Origin of the sequence: Aeromonas sp. sif0611 (assembly GCF_019218845.1) — a bacterium.
Taxonomy (GTDB): domain Bacteria; phylum Pseudomonadota; class Gammaproteobacteria; order Enterobacterales; family Aeromonadaceae; genus Aeromonas; species Aeromonas media.
The window spans coordinates 1-12,318 of record NZ_JAHUWU010000009.1; the positions used below are offsets into that span (position 1 = coordinate 1).

The 12,318-nt window shown below is 62.3% G+C and carries 11 protein-coding genes; 7 read left to right on the top strand and 4 right to left on the bottom strand.

The genetic code is table 11. The features are described from left to right. Positions 1 to 499 precede the first annotated feature (499 nt). Positions 500 to 1,696: an NnrS family protein gene (locus tag KW824_RS17505; protein ID WP_218410520.1), complete on the top strand. Its 1,197-nt coding sequence runs from the start codon at positions 500 to 502 to the stop codon at positions 1,694 to 1,696. Between the two features lie 3 nt (positions 1,697 to 1,699). On the opposite strand, the gene KW824_RS17510 is transcribed toward KW824_RS17505, so the two are convergent. Then, positions 1,700 to 2,269, bottom strand: coding sequence for a helix-turn-helix domain-containing protein (locus KW824_RS17510; RefSeq protein WP_005327753.1), 570 nt, complete (start codon positions 2,267 to 2,269; stop codon positions 1,700 to 1,702). Between the two features lie 115 nt (positions 2,270 to 2,384). On the opposite strand from KW824_RS17510, the gene KW824_RS17515 reads away from it, so the two are divergent. Together KW824_RS17515 and KW824_RS17520 are read left to right on the top strand one after the other, a co-directional pair. Further along, positions 2,385 to 3,536 (top strand): benzoate/H(+) symporter BenE family transporter, encoded by a 1,152-nt coding sequence (locus KW824_RS17515; RefSeq protein WP_218410522.1) that lies wholly within the window; start codon positions 2,385 to 2,387, stop codon positions 3,534 to 3,536. A 147-nt stretch (positions 3,537 to 3,683) separates the two neighbouring features. Further along, entirely contained in the window at positions 3,684 to 4,748 is a 1,065-nt protein-coding gene (locus KW824_RS17520; protein ID WP_218410524.1) for a DUF3103 family protein, read from the top strand. A gap of 120 nt (positions 4,749 to 4,868) precedes the next feature. Here the strand turns inward: KW824_RS17520 and KW824_RS17525 are convergent, their stop codons facing one another. After that, positions 4,869 to 5,339, bottom strand: coding sequence for an Lrp/AsnC family transcriptional regulator (locus KW824_RS17525; protein ID WP_025325515.1), 471 nt, complete (start codon positions 5,337 to 5,339; stop codon positions 4,869 to 4,871). A gap of 160 nt (positions 5,340 to 5,499) precedes the next feature. Here KW824_RS17525 and KW824_RS17530 point away from each other — a divergent pair, with 160 nt between their 5' ends. After that, positions 5,500 to 6,018, top strand: coding sequence for a tyrosine-protein phosphatase (locus KW824_RS17530; protein ID WP_218410526.1), 519 nt, complete (start codon positions 5,500 to 5,502; stop codon positions 6,016 to 6,018). Between the two features lie 76 nt (positions 6,019 to 6,094). On the opposite strand, the gene metA is transcribed toward KW824_RS17530, so the two are convergent. Further along, positions 6,095 to 7,048 (bottom strand): homoserine O-succinyltransferase, encoded by a 954-nt coding sequence (gene metA, locus KW824_RS17535; protein ID WP_218410528.1) that lies wholly within the window; start codon positions 7,046 to 7,048, stop codon positions 6,095 to 6,097. A 144-nt stretch (positions 7,049 to 7,192) separates the two neighbouring features. On the opposite strand from metA, the gene KW824_RS17540 reads away from it, so the two are divergent. Both KW824_RS17540 and KW824_RS17545 read left to right on the top strand, forming a co-directional pair. Then, positions 7,193 to 8,431 (top strand): HD-GYP domain-containing protein, encoded by a 1,239-nt coding sequence (locus tag KW824_RS17540; protein WP_218410530.1) that lies wholly within the window; start codon positions 7,193 to 7,195, stop codon positions 8,429 to 8,431. Between the two features lie 27 nt (positions 8,432 to 8,458). Next, the gene (locus KW824_RS17545; protein WP_218410532.1) at positions 8,459 to 9,622 is read left to right on the top strand and encodes a molybdopterin-binding protein; all 1,164 of its coding nucleotides are present in this window, start codon (positions 8,459 to 8,461) and stop codon (positions 9,620 to 9,622) included. Positions 9,623 to 9,629: 7 nt separating this feature from the next. On the opposite strand, the gene KW824_RS17550 is transcribed toward KW824_RS17545, so the two are convergent. Then, positions 9,630 to 10,145: a metal-dependent hydrolase gene (locus tag KW824_RS17550; protein ID WP_005327731.1), complete on the bottom strand. Its 516-nt coding sequence runs from the start codon at positions 10,143 to 10,145 to the stop codon at positions 9,630 to 9,632. 402 nt (positions 10,146 to 10,547) lie between these two features. On the opposite strand from KW824_RS17550, the gene KW824_RS17555 reads away from it, so the two are divergent. Further along, complete coding sequence (locus tag KW824_RS17555; RefSeq protein WP_371316625.1) at positions 10,548 to 12,212, top strand: FapA family protein; 1,665 nt, start codon at positions 10,548 to 10,550, stop codon at positions 12,210 to 12,212. Positions 12,213 to 12,318 lie beyond the last annotated feature (106 nt).

The window sequence follows — 12,318 nt, forward strand, 5'->3', positions numbered from 1 at the left end:
CGCCATTACCGAAGTAACGACATTCAGCGGCTCAATGAATTGCTGAAATAAACTGTGACAACCGAAGTTGTCTTGGTCACTTCACCAGACATTGAAAATCAACAAAATTGTTTGATGTTCGATGCTGTGAGTGCCCACACAGATTGCTTGATTCAAATTGTTAAAGAGCGTCACGCTTATCGCGTTGAGGAGGCGCATCTTACGCTCCTCACTTCGAAAGTCAAGCGGTTGTTTTCGCTTTTCTTTCGGCGCCTGCTTCACAAGGAAGCAGACTCATCAGTCCGGCGTGTTCCGCCGTGCTGGTAGGGGCGCATTATAGGGAGCCGCGCCGGGATGACAAGGGCTTTTTCACCTTAACCGTTTGTTCGCTCAGTTCTACAGCAAGTCGTTCTCTTTTCAGCCATTCCGATTCCTAAATCGGCATTGGCTGGATTTTAATTGAGTATTTGAAAAGCCACTTTATAATTGGCTTTTCAAATACTCAATTAAGGTCGCTGTCATGCACCAGATCCTCGATAGCCACAAGGAAGAGCAGATAGTCCCGCTGTTCCGTCTGGGGTTTCGTCCCTTCTTCCTGCTTGGAGCTCTGTTTTCCTGCCTAGCCATGTTGGGCTGGCTGGGGCAGCTTAACGGCTGGTTCGCTCTGCCCGGTATTGGCAATCCCATCTGGTGGCACGCTCATGAGATGTTGTTCGGCTTTGGCGCCGCCATCGTCGCGGGGTTTCTGTTGACTGCTGTCCAGAACTGGACGGCTCATCCCGGCGTTCGCAGCTGGCCATTAGCGTTGGTCGTGGGATTGTGGGCGCTGCCAAGGTGCCTGCTACCCTGGCTGGGAGAAGACAATATCATTCTGATGGTGTTGGATCTGGCTTGGTTACCGCTCTGTGCCTGGTTCCTCGCCAAGCCCATCATCATGACACGCCAATGGCGCAACCTCTTCTTTGTCCCCTTGCTCCTCATACTGACGCTGCTCAATGGCGCCACTTGGTTATGGCGAGATGACTGGAACACAGTGGAACATCTGCTGATCACGACGGTACTGCTGTTCACTACCCTGATTGCAGTGATGGGTGGACGGGTCATTCCCTTCTTTACTGCCAGAGGCACGGGTCAGGAGAAGGCACCTCCCCGCCCCTGGCTGGAGCGCGGGGCATTGGCCTCTCTCTGGCTGATCCTGCTGCTCTGGCTACTTCTGCCCGGCTCATGGGCCAACTCTTTATATACAATGCCTCTATATATAGTGGCTGCTGGCTTGCACCTGTGCAGGCAACTGCGCTGGCAACCCGGTGACACCCTGACACACCCCCTGCTATGGTCGCTGCACCTGGCTTACCTGTTTATTCCCCTTGGTCTGCTCGCCTTCACGGCTCAGGCTGCTGGCCTGCCCCTCAGCTTGTCGCTGGCCAGTCACCTGCTCAGTGCTGGCTGCATGGGCACCATGATCCTCGGAATGATTGCCAGAGTGTCGCTCGGTCACAGCGGCAGAGCCCTGCACGTAGGGCGCAGGATCACCATGGCATTCGCTCTGGTGATCGTCTCTGCGCTCGTGCGGGTCTTGATCCCTCTCTATTGGCCTACCTTGACGCTGACGGGATGGAACCTGAGCGGCTGGAGCTGGATAGCGGCCTATGGTCTGTTTGTCTGGGTTTACACTCCCATCCTGACCCGCCCCAGAGTGGACGGTCGTCCTGGCTAGCCATCAGGCACGAGTGGCGGGATAGTGGATCAAATTGTGAAAAACGGCCGGGGCTATTCCCAAATTGCGGTAACCATGGGGGCGGTCGGCGACGAAGCGAACGGCTTCCCCCTGCTCCAGTGAACGCCACTGCCCATCGACCAGCACCTCCATTACCCCGCTGATGACGATGACATGCTCGGTCACCCCGGTCTCATGGGGTTCCGATTCCCGCTGATAGCCAGGTAGCAGGGTCAATTCAAACAACTCGAAACCAAAGCGGCCTTCATAGGGAAACAGCGGCGCCACCTGCATGCCTTCGCCCGCCGGTTGCTGGCGAATGTCATCGGCGGTGCGATAGAGCGTCTCCCCCGCCACTGCCGGGGTCGGCTCGATAAAGCTGGAGAAGGAGACCCGAAACCCGGTGGCGATCTTCCACAGAGTCGCCACCGTCGGGCTGGATTCCCCCCGCTCGATCTGTCCCAGCATGGCCTTGCTCACCCCGGTCTCACGGGCAGCCACATCCAGACTCCACCCCAGTTCGCTGCGCAGCCCTTTCAATCGCTGAGCCAGATGTCGATTCATCTCCTGCATACGCCCTCTCCCGAATGCGGCATGTCACCTTGTGCGCTATAGCGCACAAGGTTATAGTCAAAGTCATATTGTACGTAATAACGCACAAGCTATCGACATACACAAGGAAGTCACCATGCCCTTTGCTTTCCCCCATCTGGTCGCAGGCCTTATTGCCGTTCTGGTTGGCTATACCAGTTCGGTTGTGCTGATCATTCAGGCGGCCACCGCCGCTGGTGCCGATGCCGCCCAGGTATCCTCCTGGCTATGGACGTTGGGTATTGGCATGGGAGTAAGCTGCATCGGCCTCTCCCTTTATTACCGCATACCAGTGCTGACCGCCTGGTCTACCCCCGGGGCCGCCCTGCTCATCACCAGCCTGGGCAATTTCAGCCTGTCGGAAGCCATCGGTGCCTTCATCGCCTCCTCCTTGCTGATAACCCTGTGTGGCATCAGCGGCTGGTTCGACAGGCTGATGCGCCACATTCCAGCGCCCCTGGCCGCCGCCATGCTGGCTGGTGTGCTGCTCAGATTCGGACTGGATCTATTCAAAGCCGCCCCACAGGATCCCCTGCTGCTTGGCGCCTCGCTGCTGGCATTCTTGCTTGGACGCCACCTCTGGCCCCGCTACACCATGGTGCTGGTCCTGGGTGCCGGCATGCTGCTCTGCACCCTGAGGGGCGAGCTGCAGCTTGCCGAGGTCCACTGGCAACTCTCCAGTCCGGTATGGATCTCGCCAACCTTCTCCATCAACGCCTTGTTGGGGATAGCGCTGCCGCTTTTCCTCGTCACCATGACGTCGCAAAACATGCCCGGCATTACTATCCTGCGTGCCCATGGTTATCAACCGGCCACCTCTTCCCTGATCGGTTGGACAGGCCTTACAGGTCTGCTGCTGGCCCCGTTCGGTGGTTACGCCTTCAACCTGGCCGCCATCACGGCCGCCATCTGCATGGGCAAGGAGGTGGATCCCGACACGGCTCGCCGCTGGCCCGCCGCCGTGTGGGCGGGTTGCTTCTACCTGCTGACCGGTTGCTTCGGAGCGACCGTGGTCGCCTTGTTCAGCGCCTTTCCCACCGCTCTGGTGACCTGCGTGGCCGGGCTGGCACTGCTCGGCACCATAGGCAGCAGCCTGCACGCGGCACTGCAGCAGGATGAAGAGCGGGAAGCCGCGCTGCTCACCTTCCTCATCACGGCTTCGGGGATCAGCCTGCTCGGTGTCGGCTCTGCCTGCTGGGGATTGCTGGTCGGCGTAGCGCTGCATCAAGTCAACCGCCTCCGCGCCTGACCTGACCATCTGGGGAGACTCCAGTGAGACGCCACACACAATTCGGTCAAGGTGGTTCACAGGCGAACCTCATTCCCGTTTAGTGAGAAGGAGGCGCAGATTCTTCCCGATACGCGCCGCTGTCAGACTCAATACTGGAGAAGAAGAATGAGGAATCAGGCTGTCATTTTATTGCTGACCCTGCTGGGTACCGCCAGTGCCCATGCCGTCGACACGGACAGGGAGCTGGCACGCCAGCTCGCATTGCAACAGAAGAGCCTGCTACCCCTGCTCACCAATCAGGAGTACCAGAGCCCGCTGTCAAACCTGCTGCAAAAGGCGAGTCCACGCCTCAAGCGGCAGGCCAGCGATGCCAACCAGGCCGCCATCAGCCGGCAAGGGCTGGACGGCGAGATCAAGCAGCTGATGCAACTGCGACTGGCCAACCCGGAGCAGGCTGCCGCACTGCAACAAGGAATCGACCCCCTGGTTGCCTACGTGCCGAGCGGAGATGAGAAGAGCTGGAGTGCCATCGAAGCCTTCGACAGCGCCGGCAACCCGGTCTACCTCGATGTACACCAGCCACCGGCACGACCGGTACTGGTGGTGGAGGCCGATCCCGTCAAGGCCAAGAATGCTGGCTTGAAGGTGATGCGCAAGGCGCTGGCAGCCGCCGACATCCAGGTGGCCCCCCGTGTCGCCGGCAACACTGCGCCCCTCAAGACCAGCATCCTCAAGAAGATCAGGCTCAGCGATGATCAGGAACCCTGGTTGCTCGGCGCCGCCGAGGTCTACGCCGTCGTGGCCGGGGTCAATCCCGGTCGGGACGAACCCGTGGTGGACATAGTCGACATGCCCTATCTCGACCATGACAACACCGACTACACCCCGAACCAGATCCTGGTGTACTGGGATCGCTATCGCTGGGGCGCCGTCGACCTCGTCATGATGGAGCAGGATGACAACGTCAACTACAAGGAGCTGAGCGCCCTGCTGATCGAGGCCCTCAAGCTCGGCTTCACCGCAGGGGGCGTGCCGGAAGCCCTGCCCTTCCTCGACCTAGGCGGTCGCATCGTCAAGGCACTGCCCGACTCCTGGATGACCAACAACGACGACTATCTCGATACCTTCTACACCCTGGAGCAGGACCAGAGCTACCACCAGTATCCCGGTGCCGCCGGCAATGCGGTCATCACGCTGGAGCCCAAGGAGATCCAGCCGACCAGACCCTGAACATCACTCAAGGCAAAAAGCCAATGAGGCGACTCATTGGCTTTTCTCGTTTCGGTCTCAAGGGGCTCAAGACCGGTTGAAATGATGCAGACCTACTTCAGGGCCGGCACCCACTTGTTGTCAGGGGTGGGTGAAGCAGGGCAGGGAGCGGCTGAATCTGTGCTCGAACACCAGAGAGGTTTCGAGGTGTACCACCTCTTCCCGGGAGGTGAAGTGATCGAACACGAAGTTGCGCAGGTGCTCGGTGTCGGCGACGCAGAGGTGCACCAGGAAATCATCCTTGCCACCCATGTGAAACAGGCTGATCACCTCGGGCAACGCCAGGATGGCATCGCGAAACGCATCTATGATTTGCCGGCTGTGACGCGCCAGCTGCAGGGAGACCATGGCCTGGATATGGCCGCCCAGAGCCTGATAATCCACCTCGCAGTGAGCACCTTTCAGCACCCCGTCCTGTTGCAGCTTTCGCACCCGCTCCAGGCAGGTGGAGGGAGCCACCCCGACCAGGGCCGCCAAATCCTTGTTGGTCATGCCCGCATCGCGAAACAGATGGGCCAGGATGTCCAAGTCCAGTTGATCCAGGTTTCTCATCTCTACTCCTTCCATCGCTCTATTTTTTTAGACTCTGCCCGTAAACCGGACCGAACACAACGCAGATTGACATCGCACCCGCGCCCTCTATGCTGTGCCGCACTCAAACAGGGGGCCAACAAGTTCGTTTGACACCCGCCTAGCACCGACAAGGATCCTCATGCTCAGTGCCCACCCCTTCTGGAGCCTGGAGGTTCCGCGCCTCGACGGCCAGCTGTTGCTCACCCCCTGCCCCGGCAACCAGCAGGTTGTCATGCCGCTCGCCCTGGCCCAGTTGCAGCTGGCCGGTGCCGGCGGTGTGCTTACGCTGATGACGAAGGATGAGCTAGCCGCACGTGGCGCAGGCTCCCTCGGTTCACTGGTCAAGGCCAGGGGCATGGCCTGGTTCCACCTGCCCATAGCGGACGATGAGGCCCCTGATGAAGCCTTCGAGCAAGCCTGGCCCCCCGTGCTACCGCAACTGATCTCCCTGCTGCGCGAGGGCAGGCACCTGGCCATTCACTGTCACGGAGGGAGCGGCCGCACCGGGCTGGTAGCGGCCCTGCTGCTGATGACCCAGGGCCAGCCCCAGCTGGAGGCCATGGCCACCATCCGGGCCAGGCGGCCCGGCGCTTTCACCCTGGCCTGCCACCGTCACTGGCTCGATACCCGGGGGCGGCGACTGGCCGGGGCTGACTGAAGGAAGCCCTGACTCCTGGGCGGCTCATAGCTGAACACCTTGCCGATCTCCTCCGACCATAGCCGGTGAGCCGGCCCTACACCTGGCCCTTGGGCTGCTCGTAAGTGAACACCTTGCCGATGTCCTCCAGCCGATAGCTGGTGAGCTGATAGACGTAGTAGTTGAGCCAGTTGGAAAACAGCAGGTGGCCGTGGCTGCGCCAGGTGGCGCGCGGCGTCTGATCGGGATTGTCGTCCGGGTAGTAGTTGACCGGGATGACGGGGGTGAGGCCCGCCGCCAGATCCCGCCGGTACTCCCCGTCCAGGGTCAGTGCATCGTATTCGGGATGGCCGGTGACGAACACCTGGCGGCAATCCTTGGTCGCCGCCAGATAGACGCCAGCCTCCTCGGACTCGGCGAAGATCTGCAGATCGGTGTGGGCGCGGATGAGATCCCCATCAAAGGCCGCATAGCGGGAGTGGGGCGCAACGAATTCGTCATCGAAACCACGCAGCAGCGGCTCGTGCTCATCGAGGCGGTGGTGGCGATAGACCCCGGACAGCTTCTCGCCGTGGGTCTGCTTCTCCATGCCGTAGAGCGCCTTGAGCGCCGCCTGCACCGCCCAGCACAGGAACAGGGTGGAGGTCACATGCTGATGGGACCACTCAATGATCTCGACGATGCGCGGCCAATAAACCACCTCCTCGAACTCCACCAGCCCGAGCGGCGCCCCCGTGATGATCATGCCGTCGTAGTTGTTGCCACGGACCTGCTCGAAATCGTGATAGAAGTTCTCGAGGTGTGCCTGGGGCGTGTTCTTCGACTCCCGATCGTCGATGCGCAGCAGATCCACGTCCACCTGCAAGGGCGAATTGGAGAGCATCCGCATCAGCTGGATCTCGGTCTCTATCTTCTTGGGCATCAGGTTGAGGATGAGCACCCGCAGCGGACGGATGTTCTGGGTGACGGCCCGGGATTCCGTCATCACGAAGATGTTCTCCTGCCCCAGCACTTCGGCGGCGGGCAACTGGTCCGGGATCTTGATCGGCATGCTGACTCCCTGTACTGCATCGGTAAATATGTCTGGACATCTAGAAGCCTATAATAAAGCACTCATCCTGTCATCAGATACCTTTTGTATTCACCCCTGCCTTTGACTAGCATACGGCTCTGTGTGTCTCTCGTGCCCAACCCCATGACAGGAATCAAGATCTCGGTAGACCGGCTGCAAGTCGGCAATTATGTCTCCCTGCCACTAGGGTGGCGTGAGCACCCCTTCCTGTTCTCCAGCTTCAAACTCAAGAGTGAAGAGGAGATAGAGCTCATCCGCCGGCTCGGCCTCAAGCTGGTGACCATCATTCCCGACAAGAGCGACGCCCCCCCCAAGCCCCTCGATCAGGTGCAACCCGCACCGGATGGCTCGGACGATCTGGTCGGTCGTCAGCAGGAGATGCAGCAGGAGAAGACCAGGCGCATCGAGCAGTTGCAGCGCTATCGCCGGGATCTGCAACAGTGCGAGAAGCATTTTCAGCAGTCCCTGGCCCAGGTGCGCAACCTGATGGGCAAGATCCAGTCCCGTCCCCTCAATGCCATCAATGAGGCCCAGGAGCTGATCAACGCCATGACGGAGCAGTTGCTGTCGGTGGACGAGATGGTGCTGCACCTGGTCTCCGACAGCGCGGACGGCAACAACCTCCAGTTCCACTCCCTCAACGTCAGCGTGCTCAGCATGCTGCTGGCCAGAGAATGCAAGTTGCCGGCCGAGGCTATCCGTCAGGTCGGCATGGGAGCCCTGTTCCACGACATCGGCAAGCTGAAGATCCCGAGCCAGATCCTGCGCAAGACAAGCCCCCTGACCAAACCCGAGCAGAACCTGATGGCCCAGCATCCGCGCTACGGCCTGGAGCTGCTGAGCCTGACCAGTGGCTTCCCCGAGCCGGCGAAGCGCATAGTGCAGTACCATCACGAGTACCTTGACGGCAGCGGGCCACAGGGGCTCAGGGGGGATCAGCTCGACCCGCTGACCCAGATAGTGTCCCTCATCAACGAGTACGACAACCTCTGCCACCTGCAGGCCAAGGTGCCCTATTCCGCCCTCGGCAACCTCTACAAGCAGCGCAAGGGCCAGTTCAACGCCGACCACCTCGGCATGCTGATCCGGCTGATGGGCATCTATCCCCCCGGCAGCGTGGTACAGCTCTCCAACGGCCAGGTCGGGCTGGTGATGTCGGTCAACGCCTCCCGCCTGCTCTACCCCGCCGTGCTGGTGTACGACCCCCGCATCCCGCGCCAGGAAGCGGCCATCATAGATCTCGAACAGGCCGAGCTGACCATTGCCAAGGTGATCCACCCCAAGCGACTGCCGCCGGCGGTGTTCGAGTACCTCAACCCGCGCACCCGGATCAGCTACTACTTCGAGCACAACAAACCCTGATCGGGGTTCACCACCCAAGGAGTCTGCATGCGTATCGAGATCATCAGCACGGGGGACGAGATAGTGACCGGCCTGGTGGTGGACACCAACGCCGCCTGGCTCAGCGCCCTGCTGCTGGAGCAAGGCTGGCAGGTGCGCCGCCGCCTGACCGTGGGGGACAACCTCGCCGATCTGAAGGCCGCCTTGCAGGAGAGTGCCAGCCGGGCCGAGGTGGTGCTGGTGTGCGGGGGGCTCGGCCCCACCGCGGATGATCTCACCGCCCAGGCGGCGGCCGAGGCCTTTGGCCAGCCCCTGACCCTGTTCCCCGACTGGCTCGCCACCATGGCCGAGCGCTACGCCAGTCGGGGCCGCACCATGGCCCAGAGCAACACCAAGCAGGCCTGGCTGCCCCGGGACTGCGAGATCCTCGACAACCCGGTGGGCACCGCCTGCGGCTTCGTGGTCAACCACCCGGCCAGCCACGGCCAGAGCCGGCTCTTCTTCACTCCGGGCGTGCCGTTCGAGTTCAAGCAGATGGTGCGCGAGCAGATTTTGCCCCGCCTCAAGGCGCTGGCGGGGGAAGAGACGGACACCGAGCTGCGCCGCTTCTACACCTTCGGCATCTCGGAATCCGCCCTCTCGGACAAGCTGGATGCGGCGCCCTGGCCTGCGGGCATCGAGCTCGGCTACCGCTCCTCCATGCCCCTCATCGAGCTGAAACTCATCGGCCACGGCGCCAGCGCCGCCGACATGGATGCTGCCGAGGCACGCCTGCTCGGGGAGATAACCCCCTGGCTGGTAGGACAGGGCAACGAGGAGCCGGCGCAGCAGATCCTGTCCCTGCTGGGGGCAAGGCCGTTGTACCTGCAAGAAGGGGAGAGCCGGGGTGCCCTGCTGGCCATGTGCCACCCGCATCCGGGGCTGGAAGCCAGCTTCAGCCACTGCCTTCCCTGCGAACTGGATCAACTGACGGGAGGCGGACAAGAACCCTGCCTGACCATAGGCAGTGCGGGCCCCGGCGGCGTGCCGCTGCTGCTGTGCGCCGACGGGCAGCGAATCGGCCAGCAGGTGAAGCTAAGTCACCCGGATCCCGAGAGCGCCCGCCGGATCCTCGCCTTCGCCGCCCTCGACATGCTGCGCCGCCACCTGCAGGGGCTGCCGGTGCTCGCCGACTACCTGACCCTGACCAGAACGGCCAGCCGCATCGACTGATACCGGGCTAGAAGGCGCCTAAGCCCCCATTCCCATGCACCCAGTACCCGGCAAGCGCCAGGGTCAGCAGGCAGAAGGCCTTCTCATAGCCCCCGCCGCTCTTGAGGGGCAGGCCGGGCAGCCGAAAGCGCCGTCGCCAGGGCCAGAGCAGGGGAATGCCCATGGGGGTGAGCCAGTCCCCGAGCAAGTGGCTGAGGTAGCCGACGATGAGGGCGTCCTTCATCACGCCGGACAGCGGGCCGGATACCTGAAACTGCGCCAGCCCCCATATCCCCAGACCGACCGCCAGCAGGCTGTGGGTGAAGCCGCGATGGCCGAACAGGCGGGAGAGGGGCCCCGAGATCCAGGGCAGCTGCCGACCGAGCAGGGACTGGGGGTGATCGAGATCCGGCAGCAGGGCGCTGGCCAGGGCCATGGGCACTATGTGCCACAGGCTGCCTTCGGCCAGGGCCGGAGTGAGTTCGACCTTGTGGGCAAGCAGGGCGCAGGTGACGGAAAACAGCAGGTGGCCTTGGGCGGTCATGGGGCTCGTTCGGTTGGACAAGAGGGCAGTAGGGTCGGCAGCGACCGTATCAACGCCTCGGGCGGCGGCAGATTAAAATCCCTTGAACCGCCTCTTGCAAGGTGAATCGTATCGCCACCCTGAACCTGATACCCATCGGGGTCCGATTTCGGTGAAATAGTCAGCAGATACCGCCAAACACACCTCATTTGACACCAAACAAGTCATCACGGCACCGTCACCCGCCGTCAGACACAATTTCCCCAACCCGGCTCACCCATTTGCACTCGGCTCGTTGACCCGGAAGAAGAAATGCCAGAATACTGCGGTTCTGGACCGCCCTGATCACATTGGCTTTTGGCAAGGATCCCGCCCCCGGCCACAGGGAGGTTGGCCGGATCGGGACAACGAAGGAGGATCCCGGTGTTAAGCAAAGAGTGGTTTCAGCTGTCGGCAGACATGACCTATGTCTGTCTGCGCATTGCCCCGGGTCTCACCGAGCCCGTTCAGGAGCACCATGTCCTGGCCCTGTTGCGGCTCTCCAACTGCCGACGCTATCAACCCCTCGGCGAGGGGATCCGGCAGGCCGTCACCCTGCTCAACACCCTGCTGACCCAGCCTGATGCCCCCTCTCACCCGCCCGTGCCCATCGCCCAGCGGCAGGATGCCCGGCTGCTGATCCTGATCGACAAGGATCAGATGAGCGCCAGCACCCAGATCACAGCCGACTGGGGCGGCAGTTCCCTCACCCTGGCGCAGTTGCAGGAGGCCGTGGCGGCGAGTCCGGTCAAGCAGGGAGTGAGCGAGCGGCTGCTCGCCGCCGCCATCAAGGCCGCCAGCGAGGCCGCCCCCGGCACCCGGCTCAACCCCGTCATCGCCCTGGGCAAGGCGGCCAGACACGGCCTGGATACTCGCCTGGAGCGACTGGTGGAGACCGCAGCCGAGCGGATCCTGAAACCCCAGGAACTGGACCATGGCAGGGTAGACATGCGCGATCTCGGCACCCTGCTCACCGTCAAGGCAGGCGCCCCCCTGATGCGGCGCCACCCGGCCACCCAGGGCATAGATGGCTTCACCGTGACGGGCCAGGTGCTGGCGGCCCGCTCCGGCAAGGAGAGCGCCATGACGGCGGGAGAAGGCACCTGCTTCTCCCCCGAAGATCCGGACCTGCTGCTGGCGACCCGCGCCGGGCTACCGTGCCAGGAGCGGGCCGGCATGAGGGTGGACGAGGTGCTGAGCGTCAAACAGGTCGATATCCGCCACGGTCACGTCGAGTTCGAGGGCTCCCTGCTGGTCACCGGGGATGTCATGCCCGGCATGCGGATCAAGACCAGTGGCGATGTGGTGATAGGGGGCTTCGTCGAAGGGGGCTATATCGAATCCGGCGGCATCATCACGGTGCGCTACGGCATCATAGGGCGCAAGCTGGAGGGGGACGAATACCTCTGCCACCTCTGCGCCGGGGGCGAGATCCACGCCAGCTATGCCCAGTACGCCAGGCTGGAAGCCGACGGCGACATCCATATCCAGAGCCAGCTCAGCCACAGCTATTGCCGCAGCGGCCAGGATCTCAAGGTCGGGGACAGCGCTATGCGCAAGGGCCACCTCATCGGCGGCATCAACATCGCCAACCGCCTGATCATGGCCCCCGTGCTCGGGGCCTCGGCGGCGAACCGGACCCGGTTGCAGATCCTCGGCGGCTACTTCAGCCACAAGGAGCAGGAGCAGGCCCTGCGTCAACGCAAGCAGGCCTGCCGGGAGCAGCTCGACAAGCTGCAGGATCTCATCCTGCGGTTGCTGCAACAACCCAGCGACAAGCGCAATCCCGAGACTCTGAAGAAGATCAAGGCGATCCGCACCCATCAGCTGGACGAGAGCAAGTCCCTTGACGAGCAACTGGCCGAGGCACAGCACGCGCTGCAGGCCCTGATGGCCAGCATGGACATCATCGCCACCCAGCGCCTCTTCCCAGGCGTCGAGGTGGAGATGGCGCACTACCACAGTCGGGTCGATATAGAGCACGGCCCCATCCACTTCGCCATCCGGGACGAGCAGTTGCAGCTGACCCCTTACGAGGGCCAACGCTGATGGCCGCCACTCTCCCCTTCGGCGATGGTGGCGTGATCCCGGCGGCGATTTTCGCTACACTCGGCCTCCCCTTGGCCCCATAGGGCGGGCCGGCCAGACTCAGGTA

Excerpts from the sequence above, each read along its gene's own strand:
- KW824_RS17530 (WP_218410526.1), top strand. The coding sequence starts at position 5,500 with ATGCTCAGTGCCCACCCCTTCTGGAGCCTGGAGGTTCCGCGCCTCGAC.
- KW824_RS17505 (WP_218410520.1), top strand. The coding sequence starts at position 500 with ATGCACCAGATCCTCGATAGCCACAAGGAAGAGCAGATAGTCCCGCTG.
- KW824_RS17515 (WP_218410522.1), top strand. The coding sequence starts at position 2,385 with ATGCCCTTTGCTTTCCCCCATCTGGTCGCAGGCCTTATTGCCGTTCTG.
- KW824_RS17520 (WP_218410524.1), top strand. The coding sequence starts at position 3,684 with ATGAGGAATCAGGCTGTCATTTTATTGCTGACCCTGCTGGGTACCGCC.
- metA (WP_218410528.1), bottom strand. The coding sequence starts at position 7,048 with ATGCCGATCAAGATCCCGGACCAGTTGCCCGCCGCCGAAGTGCTGGGG.
- KW824_RS17525 (WP_025325515.1), bottom strand. The coding sequence starts at position 5,339 with ATGAGAAACCTGGATCAACTGGACTTGGACATCCTGGCCCATCTGTTT.
- KW824_RS17510 (WP_005327753.1), bottom strand. The coding sequence starts at position 2,269 with ATGCAGGAGATGAATCGACATCTGGCTCAGCGATTGAAAGGGCTGCGC.
- KW824_RS17545 (WP_218410532.1), top strand. The coding sequence starts at position 8,459 with ATGCGTATCGAGATCATCAGCACGGGGGACGAGATAGTGACCGGCCTG.
- KW824_RS17550 (WP_005327731.1), bottom strand. The coding sequence starts at position 10,145 with ATGACCGCCCAAGGCCACCTGCTGTTTTCCGTCACCTGCGCCCTGCTT.
- KW824_RS17540 (WP_218410530.1), top strand. The coding sequence starts at position 7,193 with ATGACAGGAATCAAGATCTCGGTAGACCGGCTGCAAGTCGGCAATTAT.